The sequence below is a fragment of the Pandoraea sp. NPDC087047 genome, from assembly GCF_044745225.1.
In the GTDB taxonomy this organism is placed as follows: domain Bacteria; phylum Pseudomonadota; class Gammaproteobacteria; order Burkholderiales; family Burkholderiaceae; genus Pandoraea.
Map to the genome: position 1 here is coordinate 390,344 of NZ_JBIUZU010000006.1, position 25,149 is coordinate 415,492.

Sequence of the window (25,149 nt, forward strand, 5' to 3'; positions counted from 1 at the left end):
CGCAACGGCGCAATGGCGCAGAAGCTCAGTGCGCCTGCTCCCAGTTCTCGCCAACGCCGACTTCGGCTACCAGCGGCACGCGCAGCTTTGCCACCCCGCACATCAGTTCCGGCAAACGCTTGCGAACTTCCGCCAACTCGTGATCCGGCACTTCCAGCACCAGTTCATCGTGCACCTGCATGATCTGACGCGTCTGCAAGCCGCTGTCGTCCAGCCAGCGCTGCACGGCAACCATCGAGAGCTTGATGAGGTCGGCCGCCGTGCCCTGCATCGGCGCGTTGATGGCCGCACGCTCGGCGGCCTGACGGCGCGGCCCGTTGCCGCCGTTGATGTCCGGCAACCACAGACGACGGCCGAACACCGTCTCCACATAGCCGCGCGCCTTGGCGCTCTTGCGCGTCTCGTCCATATAACGCGCTACGCCCGGATAGCGCATGAAGTAGCGGTCGATGTATTGCTTCGCGGCGTCGCGCTCGATGCCCAGATTCGCCGCCAGCCCGAACGCGCTCATGCCGTAGATCAGACCGAAGTTGATGACCTTGGCGTAGCGGCGCTGCTCGGAGGAGACCTCCAGCGGCGTGACGGCAAAGATCTCCGCCGCGGTCGCACGGTGGATGTCCTCGCCATTGGCGAAGGCCCGCAGCAGGCTTTCGTCGCCCGAGATGTGGGCCATGATGCGCAACTCGATCTGCGAGTAGTCGGCCGACACCAGTTGGCTGCCCGGCGGCGCGATGAACGCTTCGCGAATGCGGCGGCCTTCAGCCGTGCGCACCGGAATGTTCTGCAAGTTCGGATCGTTCGACGCCAGACGGCCGGTGATCGCCACGGCCTGCGCGTAATTCGTGTGCACGCGACCCGTCGCCGGGTTGACCATCTTCGGCAACTTGTCGGTGTAGGTCGACTTGAGCTTGGCGAGGCCGCGATACTCGAGCAGCACCTTCGGCAACGGATAGTCCTCTGCGAGCTTCTGGAGCACTTCTTCATCGGTCGACGGCGCCCCGCTCGCCGTCTTCTTGACGACCGGCAGTTGCAGTTGCGTGAAGAAAATGTCACCGATCTGCTTCGGAGAATTCAGATTGAACTGCTGTCCGGCGAGCGTGTACGCCTCGGTTTCGAGCGTCACCAGCTTGCGGCCGATCTCATCGCTTTGCGCCGCCAGACGCGCCGTGTCGACCAGCACGCCGTTGCGCTCCATGCGCTGGAGCACGCGCGCCGTCGGCATTTCGATATCGCGATAGACGAATTCCAGCGTGGCCTCGCGCGCAACGTCGGGATACAGCGCACGGTGCAAACGCAGCGTGATGTCGGCGTCTTCCGCAGCGTATTCGGTGGCCCGCTCGACGGTGACGTCGTCGAAGCCAATCTGCTTCGCGCCCTTGCCGCACACGTCTTCATATTTGACGGTGGTCACGCCCAGATGCCGCGACGCGAGGCTGTCCATATCGTGGCTGCGGTGCGACTCCAGCACATACGATTGGAGCAAGGTGTCGTGAGCAATGCCGCGCAGCGCGATGCCGTAGTTTTCCAGTACGTGCGCGTCGTACTTCAGGTTCTGACCGACCTTCTTGTGCTCGGGACTTTCGAGCCAGTGCTTCAGACGCGCCAGCACTTCGTCACGCGGCAACTGCTCGACTTCGCCCGGTGCACGGTGCGCGACCGGAATGTACGCGGCACGACCGGGCTCGCACGAGAACGACAGACCCACGAGTTGCGCCTGCATCGCATCGAGCGAGGTCGTCTCCGTGTCGAACGCCGTCAGTTCCGCGGCTTCGATGGTCTTCAGCCATGCGTCGAATTGCTCCCACGTCAGCACGGCTTCGTACTGACGCTCGATAGTGTCGGCCATGGGCGCCGGGGCCGGCTCGCCGGCCTGCGTGGCGACCGCCGCTTCCGCTTCGCGCAACAACGTCTTGAAGCCGTGACGCGAGAAGAAATCGCGCAGGACTTCAACATCTTCGGGCTGCGTTTGCAGACTCGCTTCGATAGAGGTGACCTGCGGCGCGAGATCGCAGTCGAGCGCCACCGTCACGAGCTTGCGCCCCATGGGCAGCCAGTCGAGCGCACGGCGCAGGTTCTCGCCGACAGCGCCTTTGACCTCGGCGGCATTCGCGACGAGACGGTCGAGATCGCCATACTGGCTGAGCCACTTGACGGCCGTCTTCGGCCCGCATTTTTCCACGCCCGGCACGTTGTCGACCGTGTCGCCCACGAGTGTGAGGTAATCGACGATACGCTCGGGCGGTACACCGAATTTCGCGGTGACGGCCGCGGCGTCGAGCGTTTCGTTGGTCATCGTGTTGACAAGCGTCACGCGGTCGTTCACGAGTTGGGCCAGATCCTTGTCGCCCGTCGAGACGACCACGCGCATGCCGCGCTCGGATGCGTGCTTCGCCAGCGTGCCGATGACGTCATCCGCTTCCACACCGTCGATCATCAGCAGCGGCCAGCCCATGGCGCGCACCGCTTCGTGAATTGGCTCAATCTGCGCGCGCAGATCCTCCGGCATCGACGGACGATTCGCCTTGTATTCGGGATACCAATCATCGCGGAAAGTCTTGCCCTTGGCGTCGAAAACGCAGGCGCTATACTCTGCATGAACGTCTTTACGCATGCGGCGCAGCATATTGACGATGCCGTGAAGCGCGCCCGTAGGTTCGCCGTTGGGGCCGCGCAAATCCGGCAGGGCGTGATAGGCTCGATAAAGATAACTCGAACCATCGACCAATAAGAGCGTCTTACCTTCCAGACTTTGCTGTTCCGACATATGACCAAGAGAAGAAAAGAGATACCGAGTCTGCGCATGTTGGCAGACCATGAGCGCGCCACCGCCAAGAAGGCGCGCGCGTCGTGGCAGATGTTCACGATTATGGCAGAGTTCATCGAGGCGACCGAGTACCTGTCCGAGATCCGCCCTGCAGTGAGCATCTATGGCAGCGCGCGCATCAAGCCCAAATCGCCGTTCTACAAATTGACGATGACCATCGCGCGCAAGTTCTCGGACAACGGCTTTGCGGTGATCTCCGGCGGCGGCCCCGGCATCATGGAAGCGGCCAACAAGGGCGCCCATGGCGGCGCGTCGCCGACCGTCGGCCTGAACATCGAACTGCCGCACGAACAGAAGGGCAATCAGTGGCAGGACATCTCGCTGCGCTTTCGTCACTTCTTCACGCGCAAGGTCACGTTCGTGAAGAACTCGGACGCCTTCGTCATCATGCCGGGTGGCTTCGGCACGCTCGACGAGTTGTCCGAAGTCCTCACCCTCATCCAGACGCAGAAGTCGCGTCACGTGCCCGTGATTCTCGTGGGCTCGGAGTTCTGGAAAGGGCTGCTCGACTGGGTGCGCTCGACCATGCTGCCGATGGGCCTCATCAGCGAAAAGGACCTCGATCTGGTGCAGGTCATCGACGACCCGGACGAAATCCTCAAGGCCGTATTCGCCTTCTACGACGGCCACATCGAGCCCGAAACCGAAACCAGCGAAAAGATGTTCTATCTGTAAGCGCCTTCGTGATCTTCGTCACGAATGCAAAAACGGCGCCGCGAGTGATCGCGAGCGCCGTTTTTCATTGGCAGACGGTGATCTGCCGCCGAGTGAAGCAGATCAGCAGCCGCTTTCGCGCGGCGTGGTCTCGACTTCCAGACCGAAGAACGGACGCAGACGCGTGCCGAACACGTTGCCGAAGAACGCCGCCACCAGCCACAGCCAGCCGTGCAGGCTGCCCGAGACGATGCCGCTGAAGTACGCGCCGATATTGCAGCCGTATGCCAGACGCGCGCCGTAGCCGAGCAGCAGGCCCCCCACGACCGCCGCGAGCAGCGAGCGCAGCGGAATCTTCCACACCGGCGCGAACTTGCCCGCCAACGATGCCGCGACCAGCGCACCGAGAATGATGCCGAGGTCCATGACCGTCGTCACGTCCTGCGAGACCGGCGCGTTCAGCACGTTGGCCTGCTTGACCCAGTACGGCCACGAGGCCACGTCGACGCCGAGCGCCATGAACGCCTTGGCGCCCCACAGCGCGAAGGCAGACGTCACCCCCCACGGACGGCCCGCGAGCACGAGCGTCGCGTAATTGAGCAGCACGAGCGCCAGCGCTCCCCACAGCAACGGCCACGGACCCCGCAGCAGCTTGGGCGTGCCCTTGGCGCTGTGCGTCATCGGCACACCGACGACACGGCCATGGCGACGCTTCTCCGCCCACAGCGTGAACACGCCAATCGCGGCGAACAGCGCGAGGTTGGCGATGAGCGCAGGCCACAGGCCCCACACCTTGACCAGCGAGACGGGCTTGATATGCGGCAGCGACTCCCACCACGGCAGATGGGCGGTGGCGACAACCGAGCCGACGATGAACGCCGCGAGCGTGACGATCATGCGCGTATTGCCGCCGCCTGCGGTATAGAGCGTGCCCGAGGCGCACCCGCCGCCGAGCTGCATGCCGATACCGAAGATGAAGGCGCCGAACGCCACGGACACACCGACCGGCGAGACGAGGCCGACGACCTTGTTGCCGAAGAGCGTTCCCTCGGCCAGCGCCGGGAAGAACAGCACGACACCGACGGCGAGCATCACCATCTGCGCGCGCAAGCCCGCGCCACGACGATCGGCAATGAACACGCGCCAGGCCGACGTGAAACCGAACGCGGCGTGATAAAGCGCGACACCAAGCAATGCCCCGACGCCGGCCAGCGCGGCCTGCTTGGGCCCGACCGTCGCCTGCAGATAGGCGATGCCAATGACGATGAGCAGCAGCGCGACAGTCAGCGGACGGGCATTGTAGGAAGAGGAAGGCGAAGGCGGAACCGTTTTGACGGTGGCCTGAGCGGCGGAAGACGACATGACTTTCTGACTCCAGAATGCAGATGGGCGGCACGCGGCCACCCATTGAGACAACGTCGCAGGATGCCAGACGGGGAACGCGAGGGAAACGACCGTTTAGTGATTTTCTTATAACCCCCTGGAATATAGAAATTCCCGATTCGGCGTTAGCCGGTCGCCACGCCGGCTCTGCGTTCTGTCACAAAACGTTCATACGACAAGCACCATCGCTGCGCAGGCAAGCAACCACGGCACATCCAACGCGATTTCACAATGCGAAGCAGAGCACGTTTGATAGAATGGACATATTGGAGCCCGCTGCACCGGCCCGGCTTACCCCGCACGTTGCAGATGCGTTCCCGCCCTCGGAGAATAATGATGAAAACGCGCTTTTCCCGTGCCCTGCCCCTGCTGATCGGCGCCGGCCTGCTGTTCGCCGGTCATGCGTTTGCCCAAGATGGCGCGGAAACCGCCGCGCAGGCCGCCAAACGCGAGGCGGACGCCCGCGCCGCGGCGACCAGCAACCAGTCGGTCGACGTCAACCAGGAGCGCAAGCCTAGCTATTACGTCAACGACCAGGGCACCACCGTGACCGAGTACCGCGATCGCGGCAAGCCCACGGAGATCGACGTCCATTCCCGTTTCGGCACCAACTACCAATTGACCACGCCGCCCGACAATTCGCCGCGCGCCCGTGACAACACGTCGCAAAACGACCGTCTGCCGTCCGTCGGACTGAAATTCTGACGTCTCTGGTAATCTGATCCATTCGCGCGCCATTGCCGGCGCGCCAGTTTCCTGTATGTCTCGAACCAGCGGCCCGCTGCCCGTGCGCGGGCCGTTTGTCTGAGTCTTATCCATTCAACGCACGCATGGCCGTTTTCACTTCTGTCTCGCCCGAGCAGCTCCACCAGTGGCTGCAACGCTACGATTTGGGGAATGTCCTCGATTTCCGCGGCATCAGCTCGGGCATCGAGAACACCAACTACTTCCTGACGACCGAGCGCGGCGAGTTCGTGCTGACGCTGTTCGAGAAGCTCACGGCCACGCAGTTGCCGTTCTATCTGCAATTGATGGGTCATCTGGCCCATCACAGCGTGCCGGTGCCCGATCCGATTCCGGACCGCACGGGCGAGATTCTCGGCGAGCTCAACGGCAAACCGGCGACCATCGTCACCAAGCTGGCTGGGCGCTCCGAGCTGTCGCCCGCGCCCGAACACTGCGCGCACGTCGGCGCAATGCTCGCCCGCATGCATCTGGCCGGACGCGACTTCACGCTTGAGCAGGCCAACCTGCGCAGCCTGCCGTGGTGGCGCGAGGCAGCGCCCCAGGTGCTGCCGTTCCTGAGCGATGCGGAGCGCACGCTGCTCGAGCGCGAGATGGCGCATCAGGAAGCGTTTTTCGCGTCGAGCGACTACCGCGCCATGCAGGCAGGGCCGTGCCATTGCGACCTGTTCCGCGACAATGTGCTGTTCGACAAGGAAAAAGACGGCTCGCCGCGTTTGGGCGGCTTCTTCGACTTTTACTTTGCCGGTTGCGACAAGTGGCTGTTCGATCTGGCCGTGACGGTCAACGACTGGTGCTGCGACCTGACGACCGGCGTGCTGGACGACGCCCGCGTGCACGCCATGCTGCGCGCCTACGAAACCGTGCGCCCGCTCACGGACATCGAGGCGTCGCACTGGCGCGACATGCTGCGAGCAGGTGCGCTGCGCTTCTGGGTCTCGCGCCTGTATGATTTTCACTTGCCTCGGGCGGCCGAAATGCTCAAGCCACACGATCCGGGGCATTTCGAACGAATCCTGCGCCAACGCATCGAAGCCGTTTCCATTCCCTGGCTGTAACCCGGCGCCCAATCGGAGTCATTCGAACCCTATGCAATTGCTTGAAGTCCCGCCGAAGAGTGGTTATGTGTGGCTGCGCCAGGGCATCTGGCTGTTCCGCAAGAACCCGCTCGCCATCATGACCCTGTTGTTCGCCTACCTGTTCGGCATGCTGGTGATTTCCATCGTGCCCGTGGTCGGCGGACTCGTGTCGCTGGTGCTCGTTCCGGGCCTGTCGGTAGGATTCATGGCCGCCTGCCGCGACATCATCAAAAACAAACAGGTGCTACCGCAGGTACTGCTCGACGGCTTTCGCGGTCACGGCAAGGAGATCGCGCGCAGACTGCTGATCCTCGGCGGCTATTACATGCTGGCGACGGTCATCGCCTATCTCGTCTCGTCGCTGTTCGATGGCAGCGCACTGCTCAACAAGCTGCTGTTCGACGGCAGCGTCAATCGCGACGAAGTCATGAACGGCACGGCCGGCATGGCAGCGGTGCTCGCGTTCGCCCTCGCCTACATTCCGGTGGCCATGTTGTTCTGGTTCGCGCCGATATTGGTCGCCTGGCACGACATCCCCCCCGTCAAAGCCATCTTTTTCAGCTGGACGGCCTGTGTTCGCAACTTCCGCGCGTTCGTGGTCTACGGTCTTTGCGTGATGTTGCTCGCGATGGCCACCGCCATGATCCTGATGGTCGTGATGGCCGTATTGGGCATCTTCCAGTACGTGATGCTCGTGATCTGGCCGCTCTCGCTGCTGTTCGCCGCCATCATGTACTGCACGTTCTACGCGAGCTATCGTGGCTGCTTTGGCGTGCAGGAGATCGGCGCCATCGACCCGAACGTCTCGCCGCCCGAGGCGTAAGCGCCAGAGACGTCGATCAACGTCAAGCGACGTGAAGCAACGTGACGCAACGTGAAGCGACACCCAAAACAAAGGGCACCCAAGGGTGCCCTTTTTCATGCCTGCGACCGCGACATCATCGAATCGATGACCGCATCGTCACTCGATCGGCTGGAGTTTTGCGACGGCCAACGCCAGCCACTTCTCGCCGTGGCGGCCGAACTTCACGTGGGCGCGCGCTTCGTCGCCCGCGCCCTCGAGTCCGATGATCTTGCCCTCGCCGAACTTCGTATGGAACACGCCCTGCCCCAGCTTGAAGCCGGTATCCGATGCGCGTGAACGGTTCGCGAGCGCCTGTTCCGACTTCGTGGCCGCCCACTCGTCCGGCTTCGGCGCACTCGTCTGCGGACGCGCAAACCAGTCGCGCCCCCAGGCTGGCTCGGCATGCCCCAGACGCGCCCCCGGCTGCGCCCGCGGCGTGAGGAACTTCAGCACCTCATCGGGGATTTCCTCGAAGAAACGCGAGCGCACGTTGTAGCGCGTCTGGCCATGCAGCATGCGGCTTTGCGTGAACGACAGATACAGCCGCTCCTTGGCGCGCGTGATCGCCACATACATCAGCCGGCGCTCTTCTTCGAGGCCGTCGAGCTCCAGCGCACTGTTCTCGTGCGGGAACAGCCCCTCTTCCAGACCGGTGACGAAAACCGCCGTGAATTCAAGGCCCTTGGCTGCATGCACCGTCATCAGTTGCACGGCGTCCTGCCCGGCTTCGGCCTGGTTATCGCCCGCTTCGAGCGACGCGTGCGAGAGGAACCCCGCCAGCGGCGTCATCTCGACCGGCGCATCGGCGTCGACCACGCCATCGGGCGACGCCAGCACGTCCGGCGCGCCCGGCAGCGCGGGCCGCATCGCCACCAGCCGTGCCGGCGCATCGAGCCCATAGCCCTCCTCGGCAATGAATGCCGTGGCCGCGTGCACCAGTTCCTGCAAGTTCTCGATACGATCCTGACCTTCCTTCTCGGTCTGGTAATGCGCGATCAGGCCGCTCGCGTCGATAACGTGCGTGACCACTTCCGGCAGCGTGAGGCGCCCCGTATCGCTGCGCATCTGTTCAATCATCCGCACGAACGCCAACAGATTGGTACCCGCCTTGCCGGTCATATAAGGCACGGCGGCATACATCGAGCAGTTGTACAGACGCGCGGCGTCGGCCAGTTGCTCCAGCGAGCGAGCGCCAATGCCCCGCGTCGGGAAGTTCACGACCCGTGCGAAAGCCGTATCGTCGTTCGGATTCTCGATCAGACGCAGGTAAGCCAGCGCGTGCTTGACTTCCTGACGCTCGAAAAAGCGCAGACCGCCGTACACACGGTACGCAATGCCCGCGCCCACGAGTGCGTGCTCCATGACCCGCGACTGCGCGTTGCTGCGATACAGGATCGCCACGTCCTGCCGCGAGAGCCCTTGCGCGACCAGTCCCTTGATCTCGTCGACGAGCCAGCTCGCCTCTTGCAGATCGGTGGTCGCCTCAAAAACGCGAATCGGCTCGCCGTGCCCCGCGTCGGTGCGCAGATTCTTGCCCAGACGCCGCGCGTTGTTCGAAATCAGCGCGTTGGCGGCGTCGAGAATATTGCCGTGCGAACGGTAGTTCTGCTCCAGCTTTATCATGTGACGAACGCGAAATTCGCGCTCGAAGTCGGCCATATTGCCGACGTTGGCACCACGAAACGCGTAGATGCTCTGATCATCGTCACCCACGGCGAACACGGCGGCATGGGTTCCCGCGAGCATCTTGAGCCACGCGTACTGGAGCTTGTTGGTGTCCTGGAACTCGTCGACAAGAATGTGACGGAAGCGCGACTGATAATGCACGCGCAGCGGTTCGTTGTGCTTTAGCAACTCGAAACAGCGCAGCAGCAGTTCGGCAAAATCGACCACACCTTCGCGCTGACATTGCTCCTGATACGTGGCGTAGAGCTCGACGAACTTCTGGTTGAACGCGTCGTTGGCCTCGACCTCATGCGGGCGCAGGCCCTGTTCCTTGGCGTTGTTGATGAAATACTGGAGATTCTTGGGTGGGAATTTCTCATCGTCGACATTCGCCGCCTTCATCATTCGCTTGATGGCGGAAAGCTGATCGGACTGGTCCAGAATCTGAAAACTCTGCGGCAGCCCGGCGTCGCGAAAATGCGCGCGCAGCATGCGATTACACAGCCCGTGGAACGTGCCGATCCACATCGCCCGCGTGCTGATCGGCAGCATCGCGCCCAGGCGGGCCTGCATTTCCTTGGCCGCCTTGTTGGTGAAGGTCACCGCCAGAATGCCTGCCGGGCCGACGTGCCCCTGCTGGATCAACCAGGCGATACGGGTGGTAAGCACGCGCGTTTTGCCCGAACCCGCGCCCGCAAGAATGAGGGCCGGCTCGTCGGGAAGCGTGACGGCGGCCAGTTGTTCGGGGTTCAGATTGGCGAGCAGATCGGGCATGTCGGGAAGGAATTTCGAGTGAAACCCGATTATAAATCCTGCCGCGCCGCGGAAATGGCACCGAATCTTTTATAATTCAGGGTTTCACGCATTACACGGTCCATCCAATCCATGAGCGACAGCGACAATACGCTTGCCAAGAGCTTCGAGCCGCAGGACGTCGAAGCCCACTGGGGCCCCGAGTGGGAGCGCCGCGGCTATGCCCGCCCGACTTTCGACGACGCCCGCGAAGATTTCAGCATCCAGTTGCCGCCGCCGAACGTTACCGGCACGCTGCACATGGGTCACGCGTTCAACCAGACCATCATGGATGGTCTGACGCGCTACCACCGCATGAAGGGCGCGAACACCCTCTGGGTGCCGGGCACCGACCACGCGGGCATTGCCACGCAGATCGTCGTCGAGCGCCAGCTGGATGCCCAGAAGGTCTCGCGCCACGACCTCGGCCGCGAGAAGTTCGTCGAGCGCGTCTGGGAGTGGAAGGAAGAGTCGGGCAGCACGATCACGCGTCAGGTGCGCCGCCTCGGGGCTTCCATCGATTGGAGCCGCGAATACTTCACGATGGACGAGAAGATGTCGCGTGCCGTGCGTGACGTGTTCGTCACGCTCCACGAGCAGGGGCTGATCTATCGCGGCAAACGCCTCGTGAACTGGGAATCCACCCTGCTCACCGCCGTGTCCGATCTGGAAGTGGTGAGCGAGGAAGAAGAAGGCTCGCTGTGGCACATCCGCTACCCGCTCGCCGACGGCTCGGGTTCGCTCACGGTGGCCACCACGCGTCCGGAAACGATGCTGGGCGACACGGCGCTGATGGTGCATCCGGAAGACGAGCGCTACAGGCACCTGATCGGCAAGACGGCTACGCTGCCGCTGTGCGATCGCGAAATCCCGATCATCGCCGACGATTACGTCGATCTCGAATTCGGCACGGGCGTGGTGAAAGTCACGCCGGCGCACGACTTCAACGATTACGCCGTGGGTCAGCGTCACAACCTGCCGCAAATCAACATCCTCACGCTCGACGCGAAGATCAACGAGAATGCCCCGAAAAAGTACCGTGGGCTGGATCGTTTCGACGCGCGCAAGCAGATCGTGGCCGACCTCGACGCACTCGGCCTGCTCGAATCGGTCAAGCCGCACAAGCTGATGGTGCCGCGCAGCGACCGCACCGGCACGGTCATCGAGCCGATGCTCACCGACCAGTGGTTCGTGGCGATGAGCAAGCCCGCGCCCGAGGGCACGTTCCATCCCGGCAAGTCGATCACCGAAACCGCGCTCGACGTGGTGCGCAGCGGTGAAATCAAGTTCGTGCCGGAGAACTGGACGACGACCTACAACCAATGGCTCGAAAACATTCAGGACTGGTGTATCTCGCGTCAGCTCTGGTGGGGTCATCAGATTCCGGCGTGGTACGACGACGCAGGTAACGTGTTCGTCGCCCGCACGGAAGAAGAAGCCATCGAGAAGGCGCGTGCTGCCGGCTCGACCGGTGCGCTCAAGCGCGACGAAGACGTGCTCGACACGTGGTTCTCGTCGGCGCTCGTGCCGTTCTCGTCGCTCGGCTGGCCGCAGGAAACGCCTGAACTGAAGCACTTCCTGCCGTCGTCGGTCCTCGTGACCGGCTTCGACATCATCTTCTTCTGGGTGGCGCGCATGGTCATGATGACCACGCACTTCACCGGCAAGGTGCCGTTCAAGACCGTGTATGTGCACGGTCTCGTGCGCGACGCCGAAGGCCAGAAGATGTCCAAGTCGAAGGGCAACACGCTCGATCCGATCGACATCGTCGACGGCGTGTCGCTCGACGCCCTGCTCGCCAAGCGGACAACGGGGCTGATGAACCCGAAGCAGGCGGCAAGCATCGAGAAGAAGACCCGCAAGGAATTTCCGGAGGGCATCGCGCCGTTCGGCACCGACGCGCTGCGCTTCACGTTCGCCTCGATGGCCACGCTGGGTCGCAACATCAACTTCGATCTGGCGCGCTGCGAAGGCTATCGCAACTTCTGCAACAAGCTGTGGAACGCCACGCGCTTCGTGCTGATGAACTGCGAAGGCCATGACTGCGGTCTGGCCCCGTGCGTGGGCGATTGCGGCCCGGAAGGTCAGCTCGACTTCTCGCGCGCCGACCGCTGGATCGTGTCGCTGCTCCAGCGCGTGGAAGCCGACGTGGCCAAGGGCTTCGCCGATTACCGTTTCGACAACATCGCGAGCACGATCTACAAGTTCGTGTGGGACGAGTACTGCGACTGGTACGTCGAGCTGGCCAAGTGGCAGATTCAGAACGGCACGCCCGCGCAACAGCGCGCTACGCGCCGTACGCTGCTGCGTGTGCTGGAAACGGTGCTGCGCCTGGCACATCCGATCATCCCGTTCATCACCGAAGCCCTGTGGCAGAAGGTGGCACCGCTGGCCGGCCGCTACCCGGCGGACAAGGCCGTAGGCGAAGCCAGTATCATGGTGCAGCCGTACCCGGTGGCGGATACGAGCAAAATCGACGAAGGCGACGAAGCCTGGATGCAGCAGTTGAAGGCTGCCGTGGACGCCTGCCGTAACCTGCGCGGTGAAATGAATCTCTCGCCGGCGCAACGCGTGCCGTTGCTGGTCGCGGGCGATGTGGCGTTCCTCACGTCGATTGCCCCGTATCTGCAAACGCTCGCGAAGCTCTCCGAAGTGCAAGTGCTGGCTGACGAGGCCACGCTCGACGCACAGGCGGCCGGTGCGCCGCTCGCCGTGGTGGGCGCGAACAAGCTGGCGCTGAAGGTGGAGATCGATGTAGCGGCCGAGCGCGAACGCCTCGGCAAGGAAGTGAAGCGTCTCGAAGGTGAGATCGCAAAGTGCCACGGCAAGCTCTCCAACGAGAGCTTCGTGGCGCGCGCACCTGCCAACGTGGTGGAACTCGAGAAGCAACGACTGGTCGACTTTGAGGCTGTCCTTGGCAAACTGCAGGCCCAGCTCGCCCGCCTGCCCGCCTGAGACGCGCTGTATCCAACAGGGAGATATCAATGAAAACCGTTGTGACCAAAGCCGTATTCCCCGTCGCGGGTCTCGGCACCCGGTTCTTGCCGGCGACCAAGGCGAGCCCGAAGGAAATGCTGCCGGTCGTCGACAAGCCGTTGATTCAGTACGCCGTGGAAGAAGCGGCTGCGGCCGGCATTACCGAAATGATCTTCGTGACGGGCCGCAACAAGCGCGCCATCGAAGATCACTTCGACACGGCGTTCGAGCTCGAAGCTGAACTCAGGGCGAAGAACAAGCAGGCGCTGCTCGAAGTCGTGAACTCGATCAAGCCGCCGCACGTCGATTGCTTCTACGTGCGCCAGCCGGAAGCCCTGGGTCTCGGACACGCCGTACTGTGCGCCGAGAAGCTCGTGGGCGACGAGCCGTTCGCCGTCATTCTGGCCGACGACTTGCTCGACGGCCAGCCGCCGGTACTCAAGCAGATGGTCGATCTCTACGATCGTTATCACAACTCGATCATCGGCGTTGAAGAGATCGCCATCGAGCAGAGCCGGTCTTACGGGGTCGTCGCGGGCGATGGCACCGACGAGGAATACTTCAATCTGAAGGGCATCGTTGAAAAGCCGGCCCCGGAAGACGCACCGTCGAATCTGGGTGTGGTGGGACGTTACATCCTGCGTCCGCGCATCTTCGATTACCTTCGCGAGAAGGAAAAGGGCGCGGGTGGCGAGATCCAGTTGACGGACGCCATCCAGAAGCTGATCAGCGACGAGAACGTGATGGCCTATCGCTACAAGGGCAAGCGTTTCGATTGCGGCAGCAAGCTCGGCTACCTGAAGGCGACGGTGGAGTTCGCACTGCGTCACCCGGAGTTGAAGGACGCGTTCCGCAAGTACTTGCGCGACGAAGTGCAAATCGATCTGACGTAAGTGCAGAGCAACGCATCCAATAAAAAAACCGACGGCGTGTCCGTCGGTTTTTTTGTGCCTGCTGCGCTACTGCGCCGCTACGGTGCTTGCTACCGGCAGCGCACAAACGCAGCGCGAGATTAGCGGCGGCGCATCCAGAAGTGGAACGTCTTGCCCTCTTCGCGCGACTCGAGCAGTTCATTGCCGGTCTGCTTCGCGAAAGCGCTGAAGTCACGCCCCGAACCCGGGTCGGTTGCGATGATGTGCAGCACTTCACCACTTTGCATTTCGGCCAGCGCCTTCTTCGCGCGCAGGATCGGCAGCGGGCAATTCAGGCCGCTCGCGTCGACTTCTTTCTGGAATTCCATGCTATGTCCCTCTCTTCGGTCTCGTTCGAATCTTATGCCGGGTTCGCCCCGCAAACCGGGATTCTACCGTAGTCGCGGAGCTACGCCGTGGGCAAACCGCCAAGGTTCCGGCGGATTCCGCCGCTCAATCGCCCGTCAACCCGCAATCGAAAGCCGCGCCGAATCGACGTATTCGACCGGCAAATTACGCCGCCGCAGCCATTCGGCCACCGCGTGTCCGGTCCCGGCACGCCACGGACGCACCTGAGTCGGCGCCACCAGCCGGAACTCGGCCAGTTCTTCCGAGAGACGAATATCGCCGTCGCAAACCGCGTGATAGGCGATGATAAGTTCGTTCTTGCGCATGAATTCGTAGACGCCGAGCAGCGAAATCGCGTCGGTTTCCAGATTCGTTTCTTCCTTGATTTCTCGCCGGATGCCGTCCTCCGGCGTCTCGTCACGCTCGAGAAAGCCCGTGATGAGCGCGAACATGCCTTCGGTCCATGCGGCATTGCGCGCCAGCAGAATCTGGCCGCGATACTCCACCAGTCCGGCCACCACCGGAAGCGGATTGTCCCAGTGGACGAAACCGCAGGCCGCGTCAGGACAAGCGCGGCGAATCCGCCCGGCGACTTCGCGAGAATCGAGCGGCGAGGCACAGCGGGGACAAAAAATGAGTTCGTTCATGATCGTTCTTCAGCGAATTCGAACATCTTAAATGAACTCATGACGCACTGCACATTCGGCATATTCCGAGACTCGGCCGGACCAAGCCCAAGGGGGCGAGGCGTATAATCGCCCAACGTCTTCCCTATTCCGCTCACGGCCCCGTGACTGATATTCCGCCGAACACCCCGCCCGGTTCCACGCCACCGCCCACGTCGCCCACGTCGCCCTCGCCGTCTTCGGGGTCTTCGCCACCCTCGGCGCCCGCTTCATCGCGCTCCAACCGCCTGACTCAACGTGGCGTGCGCCGCTCGCGCCGGCTGTGGCACAACTACGGCGTGTTCTGGCTGGGTGCAGTGCTCGTAGGTCTGGTTTCGGTGGCCTACGCCAAGCTGGTGGATTTCGGGTTCGAGCTGTTTCAGCGCATGCTGTCGCACGGCTTCTGGCTGCCGCTGATCGTCACGCCGCTTGGCGCGGCGCTGGCGCTATGGCTGACACAGAAGTTTTTCCGCGGCGCCGAGGGCAGCGGGATTCCGCAGGTGATTGCCACGCTTCAGAACTCGCGTCTGTCGAAGTCGCTTCTGTCGCTGCGCATCATGGTCGGCAAGATCGCGATCTCGTTCCTCGGCATTCTCTGCGGCTTCACGATCGGCCGCGAAGGACCGACGGTCCAGATCGGCGCGTCGCTCATGTACGCCATGCGACGCGGCTATCGGCGCAGCAGCGCCCACATCGAGCGCCAATTGACGCTGGCGGGCGCGGCGGCGGGTCTGGCGGCGGCATTCAATACACCGCTGGCGGGCGTGGTATTCGCTATCGAGGAACTGAGCCGCAGCTTCGTCGCGCGCAGCAGCGGCACGCTCATCACGGCGATCATCTTTTCCGGCGTCGTGGCCCTCGGCCTGCAAGGCAATTATCTGTATTTCGGACAAATCAAGGCGATCAGCGATTTTCATTGGGCGCTGATTCCGGTGCTCATCGCGGCGAGCCTGCTCACGGGCGTGGCCGGCGGGCTGTTCGGCTGGCTGATACTCAACGTGCCGCGCTGGATGCCCGCACCGCTCGTGAACCTGCGTCGCGCCTATCCCGTGCGTTTCGCCTTCCTGTGCGGACTGGCCATCGCGGTGATCGGCATCGCCTCGGGCGGCACGACATTCGGCAGCGGCTATGCGGAAGCGCGCGGCCTGCTGGAGTCGCACGCCGCGCTTTCACCGCTTTACGCCGTGCTGAAGTTCGCAGCGTTGTGCGTGTCGTATCTGTCCGGCATTCCTGGCGGCATCTTCGCGCCATCGCTGGCGATCGGCGCCGGATTGGGTAACGTGATGGCGCAAGTGACGTCCGTGGTGCCGCTCCCGGCCATGGCCGCGCTGTGCATGGTCGGCTATCTGGCAGCGGTAACGCAATCGCCGATTACGTCGTTCGTGATCGTCATGGAGATGATCGACGGCCACCAGATGGTGATTCCGCTCATGGCCGTCGCCCTGCTCTCGACACAAGTCTCCCGGGCCATCGTGCCGTCGTTCTATCACACGCTGGCGCACCGTTTCCTTACCCCCACGGTACCGGCACCGCGACAGGCATGAGGCCGCTGCCCCACGCGCGGGACCGGCATCGGTGAGCCTTGTCAGGCCTTCGTGCTCAAGGCACGAATATCGGCCGCCAGACGCTCCACCGTTTCCACGCGCGTATCCCACGCACACATGAAACGGCAGCCGCCCGCGCCGATGAACGTGTAGAAGCGCCAGCCCTTGGCACGCAGCGCTTCGATCACGTGGGCGGGGAGTTCGGCAAACACCCCGTTGGCCTGCGTCTCGAACATGACTGATACGCCCGGCACATCGCGAATGCGCTCTGCCAGCCGCTTCGCCATATCGTTTGCGTGACGCGCGTGGCGCAGCCACGTGTCGTTCTCCAGCATGCCGAGCCACGGCGCGGAGATGAAGCGCATCTTCGAGGCCAGTTGCCCGGCCTGCTTCACGCGATAAGCGAAATCTTCGGCAAGCGCACGGTTGAAGAACACCACCGCTTCGCCGACCGGCAGGCCGTTCTTCGTGCCGCCGAAACACAGCACGTCCACGCCTGCGCGCCAGGTCACGTCGCCCGGATGGCAGCCCAGCGTCGCCACCGCGTTCGCGAAGCGCGCACCGTCCATATGCACGCGCAGATTGCGACGCTTTGCCACCGCCGAAATCGCCTTGATCTCGTCGACCGTATAGACGGTGCCGACCTCCGTTGCCTGCGTGAGCGTGACGACCTTGGGTTTCGGGAAGTGGATGTCGGAGCGCCGGCTGATCACGGACTCGACGGCATCCGGCGTGAGCTTGCCGTTGTTCTCGCGCCCGCGCGCGGTCAGCAACTTCGCGCCGTTGGAGAAGAATTCGGGGCCGCCGCATTCGTCGGTCTCGACGTGCGCCAGCTCGTGACAAATGACGGAGTGATACGACTGCGAGAGCGACGCCAGCGCAAGCGAATTGGCTGCCGTGCCGTTGAAGACGAAAAAGACCTCGCAGTCCGTGTCGAAGAGTTTGCGGATGCCGTCGCACACGCGCTGCGTCCACGTGTCGTCGCCGTAGGACACCTCGTGGCCGCTGACATTCGCCTCGATGAGATATCGCATCGCCTCGGGACAAATCCCGGCGTAGTTATCCGACGCAAAGTGTTGCGGCGGCTGCGCGGTGTCGCCATCTGCGATTTGGGGCACGGCGGGGATATTCGATACGGACGGGGCTTGCGACATGACGACCTCTTCAATACGGCAGGGACTCCACCAGAATCCCCGCCTCGGACTTCCCGGTGACAATCACCGGCCTACCTGAATCCATACGAGTGCGCGCGCCAACACGACGATGTGGGTCTGCGCTGGCGTCTGCGACCTGCCACCTTAGGCCGGGCGCGGGTCAGACCAGAGCGTGCCGCCCGTGGACCAGTTCTCGGGCTTGATATCGGTAATGATGATATCGACGGACTCCGGTGTGCAACCGATCGTCTCTACTGCCGCTTGCGTGACGGCTTTGACGAATGCGCGCTTTTGCTCAACCGTGCGCCCCTCGAACATCTCGACGTGAAACGTTGGCATTGCAGTCTATCTCCTGGTGTTGTTATTAGAATTCGCAGCGCCGCCCATCTCCCGAAAGTCCAACGCCGGGTGCCAGACGCCAGATGCCGGATTCGAGGCGTTGCCTGACGTCTGCGATGTCCTGCCTGCGCGATACCGCACTCAGGCGCTCAACGCAGGCGCTCAATCGCGAAACGAGGCGTCTATTCTATCGAGTTTGCGCAATAACGCAGGCCATTCCAGAACGCCCTCGATCGCCCCGCCGTCTTCGAGCTGAATAGCCGTTTTATCCTGCACTGCGGGGCTGGGCAGGTTCGGTGAGGTACCGCCTGCAAGTGCCAGCAGTTGAATTTCGCATGCCTTGATGAGCGTGGCCATCAGCACGAACGCCTCCGCGACCGTGCGGCCCACGCTCAGGGTGCCGTGATTGCGCAGCAGCATGGCCGGATACGCGCCGAGCGACGCTACCAGCCGCTCCCCCTCGGACGGCGAGAACGCCAGCCCCTCGTAGTCGTGATAACCGATACGTTCGTGAAAGCGCAGCGCGTGTTGCGAGATCGGCAGCAATCCGTGTGGCTGGATCGACACCGCAATGCCCGCCGTGTTGTGCAGATGCATGACACACACGGCGTCCGGGCGCGCCGCATGCACCGCACCATGTAACGCGAACCCCGTCACATTCACGGGATGGTCGCTCTCTCCCACGATCTCGCCCGCCATCGTGATCTTGACGAGGTTCGACGCCGTCACCTCGTCGAACGTCAGACCGAACGGATTGATGAGAAAGTGCCCCGGCTCGTCCGGCACCATCGCGGAGATATGGGTATAGATGAGATCGTCCCAGCCGTGCAACGCGACGAGGCGATAGCAAGCGGCGAGATCGACGCGCATCCGGCGCTCTTCGTCGCTCACGACAGTGGCGGCCTTTTTGCCCGCCTTCAAGGTAAAAGACATCGCGCTTCTCTGGGGAAAGTCCGGGAATATGAGGGATCGAGGCTCAGGCGTTCGCAGCGAGGCTCAAGGCGCGCGTTCGAGCGAGCGCCGCCAGTCCCACACGAAACCGATGGCGCCGAGCACGAGCACGCCACTCGCGCACAACAGCGCCGTCGTGAAGCTGCCGGTCGCCGCTACGAGCGGCGCAGCCACCAGCGGGCCGACAATCTGTCCGATTCCGTAGGATGCCGTCACCAGACCGATCAGACCATTGGCATTGTCCCCACGCAAACGCCGGCACTCCCGCACCGCGTAGACGGTAATCGCCGTGAACGGCAGCCCCACGAGCACGCTGCCCAACGCGAATCCGGCGACGTTCGGCAGCACCAGACCGATCCCCACGCCCAGCCCTTGCATGACGTAACACACCGCGAGCAACAGACGGTTGTCCCACGAGAGCGGCGCGCGCGCACCGATGATCGCGCCCGGCATCACCATCAGACCGAGCAGCGGGAAGAAGAAATCGGGCCAAAGCGAGCCCGGCAATTCGTGACGTGCGATCACCGGCAGGAACGTCGCCGTGATGATGTAGCCGAACCCGGCGAAGCTGTAGAGGATCGTGACGGGAATCACGCTCTCGCCACTCCCATGATTGACGGCATGCGCAGCGGTGGGTTGGGCGGCACCGGAAGTCTTGGCGGCATCGGGGCTCGCGGGAGCTGCAGGGGCATCGGCAGCGAACGTCCGCCAGATCACGGCGAGCAACACCAGCGCCAGCACGCCGCACAGCAACCAGCCGCCCCGTGCGGGCCACCCCAGCGCACTGTTCAGGCTCGCGAGCAGGCCCGTCACGACAATCCCCGCGCCAGGCCCTGCGAAAATCACGCCGCCCAGACTCGGCATGCGCAGCTCGGCGAGCTTGCGAAAGCCCCATCCCGCCGAAAACACCATCGCCCACGCGCTCATCACGCCGGCGAGCGTGCGCACCGCCGCCCAAACCACGAACGATTCCATCAGCCCCATCGCGAGCGTCAGCGCAACGGTGGCGGCGAGTGCGAAGCGAATGATGAGTGTCGGCGTGAAGTGCAGCCACATACACGACAACGCGCCAACGAAGTACCCCGCGTAGTTGAGCGACGCAAGCCAACTGCCGTGCTGAATGTCCGTGAGATGCTCGTGCAGCATGAGCGGCAGCATCGGCGTGAAGGCAAAGCGGCCAATACCCATTGCAATTGACAACGCGAGCATGCACGACAGCGCAATGCGCCACGCGGCGCGCTCTGGCGCTGGGTGGTGCGAGTCGTGTGACTTGTTTGACTTGCTTGACGTTGAAGGGCTGTCCGAATCGGCGAGTGTGGCTGACATGGCAATGGCTGGCCCGCAGGAGGCAGAGCAAACGTAAGACAATGAATACGGCGAAAATCGCGCGTCGACGCGCGTGACGTATCGAATACTTTACATGCAAACCATTGCCGGATGCGAGGGTTTCCCTGAGCCTCGAAGGGCGATGCGCTGCATTTACAGACACTTTTCCGACGCATCCCCCCACGGGCTTCGACATCCCTTCGGATCACAAAACCGTACCGCCACAGCGTCAGGCCACTTGAGACACATCCGTCGCCAGAAATGCAAAACGCGCACCGAAGTGCGCGTTTTGCTCTCACTGGCTAGATCGACCGAAGAGGGCATGCCCTCTTCATCGAATCATGACAGCTTGCCGGCCACCCACCCCTGCACACCGGCGAGCGCCTGCGGCAGTTGCGACGGGTCGGTACCACCGGCCTGCGCCATGTCGGGACGGCCCCCCCCCTTGCCGCCGACCTGCTGCGCGACGAAGTTGACGAGCTCGCCGGCCTTGACCTTGCCGGTCGCGTCCGCCGTGACCCCGGCGATCAGCGTGACCTTGCCGCCTTCGACCGCGGCCAGCACGATGGCTGCGCTCTTCAGCTTGTCCTTGAGCTTGTCCATCGTCTCGCGAAGCGTCTTGGCATCGGCGCCTTCGAGTTGCGCGGCCAGCACCTTCAGGCCGCTCACGTCGACTGCCTTCTCGACCAGTTCGTCGCCCTGGCTCGATGCCAGCTTCGACTTGAGCGCCGCCAGTTCCTTCTCGAGCGACTTGACCTGCTCCTGCACCTGCGCGATACGCGGGGTGAGTTCGGCCGGCTGCGTCTTGAGTGCGGCCGCGGCTTCGTTGACCTGATCGTCGAGCTTCTGGACAAAGCGCACCGAGTTGTCGCCGGTGATCGCTTCGACACGACGGATACCAGCGGCCACGCCACCTTCCATCACGATCTTGAACAGGCCGATGTCGCCCGTGCGCGTGACGTGCGTACCGCCGCACAGTTCGCGCGAGGTACCGATGTCGAGCACGCGCACTTCGTCGCCGTACTTCTCGCCGAACAGGGCCATCGCGCCGCCCTTGACGGCGTCGTCGAAGGACATCAGCGCAGCTTGCGTGGGCGCATTGGCCAACACTTCCGCGTTGACGATGTCTTCCACGCGACGGATTTCGTCCGCCGTCATGGCCGCGTTGTGGGCGAAGTCGAAACGGGTCTTGTCGGCGTCGACGAGCGAGCCCTTCTGTTGCACGTGGCCGCCCAGCACTTCACGCAATGCCTTGTGCATCAGGTGAGTCGCCGAGTGGTTGCGCACGGTGCGTGCGCGACGCACGGCGTCGACTTGCGCCGTCACGGCTTCGCCGACCTTCAGTTCGCCCGATTCGAGCGAGCCGTAGTGACCGAACACGTCGGCCTGAATCTTCTGGGTGTCCGACACGCCGAAACGTGCACCGCCCGTGACGATCAGACCCTGGTCGCCCACCTGACCGCCCGACTCGGCGTAGAACGGCGTGGTGTCGAGCACCACGATGCCCTGCTGGCCGGCGCCGAGCTTGCCCACGCTGGTGCCGTCCACGTACAGGGCCGTCACCTTCGCCCCTTCGAGCGAGAGCTTGTCGTAGCCTTCGAAGCGCGTCTTGTCGCCGTTGTATTCGAGGGCGGTCGCCATCTTGAACTTGCCGGCAGCACGCGCCTGTTCGCGCTGACGCGCCATCGCCGCATCGAAACCGGCTTCGTCGACCGTGATGCTGCGCTCGCGGCAGACGTCCGCCGTCAGATCGAGCGGGAAGCCGTACGTGTCGTGCAGTTTGAACGCGAGTTCGCCGTCGAGCGTGGTCACGCCTTGCCTGGCCAGATCGGCCAGCGCGCCTTCGAGAATCTCCATGCCGTTCTCGATCGTCTCGCCGAAACGCTCTTCTTCCTGCTTGAGCACGTCGGTCACGCGCTGCTGCGCCTGGGCCAGTTCCGGATAGGCGACGCCCATCTCGGCGACCAGATCCGGCACGAGCTTGTAGAAGAACGGCTTCTTGCAGCCGAGCTTGTAACCGTGACGGATGGCGCGGCGGATGATGCGGCGCAGCACATAGCCGCGGCCTTCGTTGCCCGGAATCACACCGTCGACGATCAGGAACGAGCAGGCGCGGATGTGATCGGCGATCACCTTGAGCGAGTTCGCGGTGAGGTCGGTCACACCCGTCTCGCGGCCAGCGGCTTTGATAAGGTGTTGGAACAGGTCGATTTCGTAGTTGCTGTGAACGTGTTGCAGCACGGCCGCGATACGCTCCAGCCCCATGCCGGTGTCAACGCACGGCTTGGGCAGCGGCGTCATATTGCCCTGCTCGTCACGGTTGAACTGCATGAACACGAGGTTCCAGATTTCGATGTAGCGGTCGCCGTCTTCTTCCGGCGATCCCGGCGGGCCACCCCACACGTCCGCCCCGTGGTCGAAGAAGATTTCCGAGCACGGGCCGCACGGGCCGGTGTCGGCCATCTGCCAGAAGTTGTCCGACGCGTAGCGCGCGCCCTTGTTGTCACCGATGCGGATGATGCGCTCGGTCGGCACGCCCACTTCCTTCGCCCAGATGTCGTAAGCCTCGTCGTCTTCCTTGTAGACGGTGACCCAGAGCTTGTCCTTGGGCAGCTTGTAGACGTTCGTGAGCAGTTCCCATGCGTACTGAATCGCTTCGCGCTTGAAGTAGTCGCCGAACGAGAAATTGCCCAGCATTTCGAAGAACGTATGGTGACGGGCGGTGTAGCCCACGTTCTCGAGGTCATTGTGTTTGCCGCCGGCGCGCACGCTGCGCTGGGCCGTGGTCGCGCGCTTGTAGGGGCGCGTCTCAAGTCCGAGGAAGACGTCCTTGAATTGCACCATGCCGGAGTTCGTGAACAACAGCGTGGGGTCATTGGACGGCACGAGGCTCGACGAGCGCACGATGGTGTGCCCCTTCGACTCGAAGAAGTTGAGGAATTTTTCCCGAATGTCTGCGACTTTCATAGCATGCGTGCGAGCGTGGGGACCGGGCGAGCTAAGCCTGGCGGGTATTTTGCAAACTTTTGATTATACGGGAAATCGACCTCTTCACAGTGCCGCGCCGCCAACCGCACTGCGAAACGACGCTGGTCAGCGTTCGACCGGCCGACGTAGACTCCCGCACACAAGTTCCGCAATGCAAAACGACGTTTCGCATTCTTGGCATCGGCATGACGAATCGTCGCCGCACGATGAAGCGAGACGGAATCAGGGAGGGATCACACGATGGGCGCGCTGAGTCATATCCGGGTACTGGACCTTTCGCGCGTGCTGGCGGGCCCATGGGCCACGCAAAATCTGGCGGATCTGGGCGCCGACGTGATCAAGGTCGAACGGCCCGGCGCTGGGGACGACACGCGTCGCTGGGGGCCGCCGTATCAGCGCGACGCCGAGGGTCGCGACACGCTCGAGGCCGCTTACTACCTTGCCGCGAACCGCAACAAGCGCTCGCTTACGCTGGACATCTCGTCGGCCGAGGGCCAGGCCATCGTGAAGGCGCTGGCGGCGCAAAGCGACGTCGTCGTCGAGAACTACAAGGTCGGACAGTTGGCAAAATACGGGCTGGACTATGCGTCGCTGCGCGAGGTCAGACCCGATCTCGTCTATTGCTCGGTCACGGGCTTCGGACAGACTGGCCCCTATGCTTCGCGCGCGGGCTACGACTTCATCGTGCAGGGCATCGGCGGGTTCATGAGCATTACGGGCGAGCGAGACGGCCTGCCCGGCGGCGGCCCGCAGAAGGCGGGCGTGGCGATCGCGGATCTGATGACCGGCATGTACGCGACCATTGCGATCATGGCGGCCCTCACGCATCGCGACCGCACGGGGGTGGGTCAATCCATCGACATGGCGCTACTCGACACGCAGGTGGCGATGCTGGCGAACATGAACACGAACTATCTCGCCAGCGGCGAGGCGCCGATGCGCTGGGGCAATGCCCATCCGAACATCGTGCCCTATCAGACATTTCAGACGGGCGACGATGGCTGGATCATTGTGGCGGTGGGCAACGACGGTCAGTTCCGCAAGTTTGTGGAAGTCGGCGGCGAACCGGCGTTGGCGGACGATCCACGGTTCGCCACCAATCCGGCGCGCGTGCGACATCGAGACGAACTGGTGCCGCTGCTCGCTTCAATGGTGCGCAAATTCGACAAGGACGACTGGATCGGCAAGCTCGAAGCGGCGGGTGTGCCGTGCGGGCCGATCAACACGTTGCCGGAGGTATTTGCGCATCCACAGGTGAAGGCGCGCGGCATGGAGGTCGGATTGCCACACGCGTCGGGCGGCATTGCGAAGGTGGTCGCGAGTCCGATGAAGATGAGCGAAACCCCGCCGCTGGCCCGCACCGCACCGCCCACCCTGGGTCAGCACAGCGACGACATTCTGCGCGAACGCCTCGGCTTCGATGAGACAAGGATCGCCAAGCTACGGGCCGACGGTGTAGTCTAGTTTTGCTATACTCTTGCGCTCGCGAGACCGTTGGTTATCAGTTCCAGACGGTCTTCGCGTTCTCCCTGTAGTTCAGTTAATAGAATGACAAGATAAATAACTGATTAGAAAGGGATTTTTGATTTGCTGTAGCAAATTTGTAGCACTTGTAATGCGCTGTGGGTTGTGTATACGGCTGTGGAAATGGCTTTGTTTTTGGGGCTGAATCTTCCATATTTGGGCGCTCGAAATCCAGAATTTATGAGCATTTTTCCTCGCCTTCCCGAGCGCCAAATCTCAGACGTTTCCTTATTGGTTTAACCGTTGGAGCAAACCAAAAGCGCGCGGCATACGCACTAGCTCTCCGAGCACTCAAATCGTTGGTGCAGCAATACAGATATGCCGAACAAGGTTGGGCTGCGCATTGTTCGCCTCGCGGGGAGCAAGTGGCGGTGGACTTTCCCGAGCACCCAACGCGTCACGGGTGGCATCCCTTTCCGGCCAATTTCGGTCAGTCGA

18 protein-coding genes and 1 pseudogene are annotated in these 25,149 nt (G+C 62.9%); 8 read left to right on the top strand and 11 right to left on the bottom strand.

Features of this window, described 5'->3' with window-relative positions:
- Positions 1-25: 25 nt before the first annotated feature.
- A complete protein-coding gene (polA, locus tag ACIPHM_RS14245; RefSeq protein WP_400329002.1) occupies positions 26-2,764 on the bottom strand; it encodes a DNA polymerase I in 2,739 nt (912 codons plus the stop codon).
- Here polA and ACIPHM_RS14250 point away from each other — a divergent pair, their 5' ends adjacent.
- The gene (locus tag ACIPHM_RS14250; protein ID WP_400329005.1) at positions 2,765-3,499 is read left to right on the top strand and encodes a TIGR00730 family Rossman fold protein; all 735 of its coding nucleotides are present in this window, start codon (positions 2,765-2,767) and stop codon (positions 3,497-3,499) included.
- 102 nt (positions 3,500-3,601) lie between these two features.
- Here the strand turns inward: ACIPHM_RS14250 and ACIPHM_RS14255 are convergent, their stop codons facing one another.
- Complete coding sequence (locus ACIPHM_RS14255; RefSeq protein ID WP_400329008.1) at positions 3,602-4,840, bottom strand: YeeE/YedE family protein; 1,239 nt, start codon at positions 4,838-4,840, stop codon at positions 3,602-3,604.
- Between the two features lie 354 nt (positions 4,841-5,194).
- Between ACIPHM_RS14255 and ACIPHM_RS14260 the strand changes: the two genes are divergently transcribed.
- The 3 genes from ACIPHM_RS14260 (at position 5,195) to ACIPHM_RS14270 (ending at position 7,507) form a co-directional block, all read left to right on the top strand.
- Positions 5,195-5,566: a hypothetical protein gene (locus ACIPHM_RS14260; protein ID WP_400329011.1), complete on the top strand. Its 372-nt coding sequence runs from the start codon at positions 5,195-5,197 to the stop codon at positions 5,564-5,566.
- Positions 5,567-5,691: 125 nt separating this feature from the next.
- Complete coding sequence (locus ACIPHM_RS14265; protein WP_400329014.1) at positions 5,692-6,663, top strand: homoserine kinase; 972 nt, start codon at positions 5,692-5,694, stop codon at positions 6,661-6,663.
- A 31-nt stretch (positions 6,664-6,694) separates the two neighbouring features.
- A complete protein-coding gene (locus ACIPHM_RS14270; RefSeq protein WP_400329016.1) occupies positions 6,695-7,507 on the top strand; it encodes a BPSS1780 family membrane protein in 813 nt (270 codons plus the stop codon).
- A gap of 138 nt (positions 7,508-7,645) precedes the next feature.
- On the opposite strand, the gene ACIPHM_RS14275 is transcribed toward ACIPHM_RS14270, so the two are convergent.
- Complete coding sequence (locus ACIPHM_RS14275) at positions 7,646-9,967, bottom strand: UvrD-helicase domain-containing protein (protein ID WP_400329019.1); 2,322 nt, start codon at positions 9,965-9,967, stop codon at positions 7,646-7,648.
- Between the two features lie 111 nt (positions 9,968-10,078).
- Between ACIPHM_RS14275 and ACIPHM_RS14280 the strand changes: the two genes are divergently transcribed.
- Together ACIPHM_RS14280 and galU are read left to right on the top strand one after the other, a co-directional pair.
- Positions 10,079-12,940: a valine--tRNA ligase gene (locus tag ACIPHM_RS14280; RefSeq protein ID WP_400329022.1), complete on the top strand. Its 2,862-nt coding sequence runs from the start codon at positions 10,079-10,081 to the stop codon at positions 12,938-12,940.
- Between the two features lie 29 nt (positions 12,941-12,969).
- A complete protein-coding gene (gene galU, locus ACIPHM_RS14285) occupies positions 12,970-13,854 on the top strand; it encodes a UTP--glucose-1-phosphate uridylyltransferase GalU (RefSeq protein ID WP_400329025.1) in 885 nt (294 codons plus the stop codon).
- A 119-nt stretch (positions 13,855-13,973) separates the two neighbouring features.
- Here galU and ACIPHM_RS14290 read toward each other — a convergent pair whose 3' ends face one another.
- The 3 genes from ACIPHM_RS14290 to ACIPHM_RS14300 all read right to left on the bottom strand — a co-directional run bounded on the left by ACIPHM_RS14290 (position 13,974) and on the right by ACIPHM_RS14300 (position 15,129).
- Positions 13,974-14,201: a sulfurtransferase TusA family protein gene (locus tag ACIPHM_RS14290; RefSeq protein WP_069344249.1), complete on the bottom strand. Its 228-nt coding sequence runs from the start codon at positions 14,199-14,201 to the stop codon at positions 13,974-13,976.
- Positions 14,202-14,336: 135 nt separating this feature from the next.
- A complete protein-coding gene (locus ACIPHM_RS14295) occupies positions 14,337-14,867 on the bottom strand; it encodes an NUDIX domain-containing protein (protein WP_400329029.1) in 531 nt (176 codons plus the stop codon).
- 133 nt (positions 14,868-15,000) lie between these two features.
- The gene (locus ACIPHM_RS14300) at positions 15,001-15,129 is read right to left on the bottom strand and encodes a hypothetical protein (protein WP_400329032.1); all 129 of its coding nucleotides are present in this window, start codon (positions 15,127-15,129) and stop codon (positions 15,001-15,003) included.
- Between the two features lie 19 nt (positions 15,130-15,148).
- Between ACIPHM_RS14300 and ACIPHM_RS14305 the strand changes: the two are divergent.
- A pseudogene (locus ACIPHM_RS14305) lies at positions 15,149-16,426 on the top strand (chloride channel protein); the annotation flags it as partial.
- Positions 16,427-16,470: 44 nt separating this feature from the next.
- Here the strand turns inward: ACIPHM_RS14305 and ACIPHM_RS14310 are convergent.
- From ACIPHM_RS14310 to alaS, 5 genes are all read right to left on the bottom strand, one after another.
- The gene (locus tag ACIPHM_RS14310) at positions 16,471-17,463 is read right to left on the bottom strand and encodes a threonine aldolase family protein (RefSeq protein WP_400329112.1); all 993 of its coding nucleotides are present in this window, start codon (positions 17,461-17,463) and stop codon (positions 16,471-16,473) included.
- A 264-nt stretch (positions 17,464-17,727) separates the two neighbouring features.
- Entirely contained in the window at positions 17,728-17,922 is a 195-nt protein-coding gene (locus ACIPHM_RS14315; protein WP_400329035.1) for a 4-oxalocrotonate tautomerase, read from the bottom strand.
- A 162-nt stretch (positions 17,923-18,084) separates the two neighbouring features.
- Positions 18,085-18,855 (bottom strand): class II aldolase/adducin family protein, encoded by a 771-nt coding sequence (locus ACIPHM_RS14320; RefSeq protein WP_400329038.1) that lies wholly within the window; start codon positions 18,853-18,855, stop codon positions 18,085-18,087.
- A gap of 63 nt (positions 18,856-18,918) precedes the next feature.
- Positions 18,919-20,082, bottom strand: a complete 1,164-nt coding sequence (locus ACIPHM_RS14325) for a YbfB/YjiJ family MFS transporter (RefSeq protein WP_400329040.1) — start codon at positions 20,080-20,082, stop codon at positions 18,919-18,921.
- A 456-nt stretch (positions 20,083-20,538) separates the two neighbouring features.
- Positions 20,539-23,166: an alanine--tRNA ligase gene (alaS, locus tag ACIPHM_RS14330; protein WP_400329042.1), complete on the bottom strand. Its 2,628-nt coding sequence runs from the start codon at positions 23,164-23,166 to the stop codon at positions 20,539-20,541.
- A gap of 261 nt (positions 23,167-23,427) precedes the next feature.
- Between alaS and ACIPHM_RS14335 the strand changes: the two genes are divergently transcribed.
- Positions 23,428-24,651: a CaiB/BaiF CoA transferase family protein gene (locus tag ACIPHM_RS14335; RefSeq protein ID WP_400329045.1), complete on the top strand. Its 1,224-nt coding sequence runs from the start codon at positions 23,428-23,430 to the stop codon at positions 24,649-24,651.
- Positions 24,652-25,149: the final 498 nt, after the last annotated feature.

Excerpts from the sequence above, each read along its gene's own strand:
- polA (WP_400329002.1), bottom strand. The coding sequence starts at position 2,764 with ATGTCGGAACAGCAAAGTCTGGAAGGTAAGACGCTCTTATTGGTCGAT.
- ACIPHM_RS14250 (WP_400329005.1), top strand. The coding sequence starts at position 2,765 with ATGACCAAGAGAAGAAAAGAGATACCGAGTCTGCGCATGTTGGCAGAC.
- ACIPHM_RS14255 (WP_400329008.1), bottom strand. The coding sequence starts at position 4,840 with ATGTCGTCTTCCGCCGCTCAGGCCACCGTCAAAACGGTTCCGCCTTCG.
- ACIPHM_RS14260 (WP_400329011.1), top strand. The coding sequence starts at position 5,195 with ATGATGAAAACGCGCTTTTCCCGTGCCCTGCCCCTGCTGATCGGCGCC.
- ACIPHM_RS14265 (WP_400329014.1), top strand. The coding sequence starts at position 5,692 with ATGGCCGTTTTCACTTCTGTCTCGCCCGAGCAGCTCCACCAGTGGCTG.
- ACIPHM_RS14270 (WP_400329016.1), top strand. The coding sequence starts at position 6,695 with ATGCAATTGCTTGAAGTCCCGCCGAAGAGTGGTTATGTGTGGCTGCGC.
- ACIPHM_RS14275 (WP_400329019.1), bottom strand. The coding sequence starts at position 9,967 with ATGCCCGATCTGCTCGCCAATCTGAACCCCGAACAACTGGCCGCCGTC.
- ACIPHM_RS14280 (WP_400329022.1), top strand. The coding sequence starts at position 10,079 with ATGAGCGACAGCGACAATACGCTTGCCAAGAGCTTCGAGCCGCAGGAC.
- galU (WP_400329025.1), top strand. The coding sequence starts at position 12,970 with ATGAAAACCGTTGTGACCAAAGCCGTATTCCCCGTCGCGGGTCTCGGC.
- ACIPHM_RS14290 (WP_069344249.1), bottom strand. The coding sequence starts at position 14,201 with ATGGAATTCCAGAAAGAAGTCGACGCGAGCGGCCTGAATTGCCCGCTG.
- ACIPHM_RS14295 (WP_400329029.1), bottom strand. The coding sequence starts at position 14,867 with ATGAACGAACTCATTTTTTGTCCCCGCTGTGCCTCGCCGCTCGATTCT.
- ACIPHM_RS14310 (WP_400329112.1), bottom strand. The coding sequence starts at position 17,463 with ATGCGATATCTCATCGAGGCGAATGTCAGCGGCCACGAGGTGTCCTAC.
- ACIPHM_RS14315 (WP_400329035.1), bottom strand. The coding sequence starts at position 17,922 with ATGCCAACGTTTCACGTCGAGATGTTCGAGGGGCGCACGGTTGAGCAA.
- ACIPHM_RS14320 (WP_400329038.1), bottom strand. The coding sequence starts at position 18,855 with ATGTCTTTTACCTTGAAGGCGGGCAAAAAGGCCGCCACTGTCGTGAGC.
- ACIPHM_RS14325 (WP_400329040.1), bottom strand. The coding sequence starts at position 20,082 with ATGCTCGCGTTGTCAATTGCAATGGGTATTGGCCGCTTTGCCTTCACG.
- alaS (WP_400329042.1), bottom strand. The coding sequence starts at position 23,166 with ATGAAAGTCGCAGACATTCGGGAAAAATTCCTCAACTTCTTCGAGTCG.
- ACIPHM_RS14335 (WP_400329045.1), top strand. The coding sequence starts at position 23,428 with ATGGGCGCGCTGAGTCATATCCGGGTACTGGACCTTTCGCGCGTGCTG.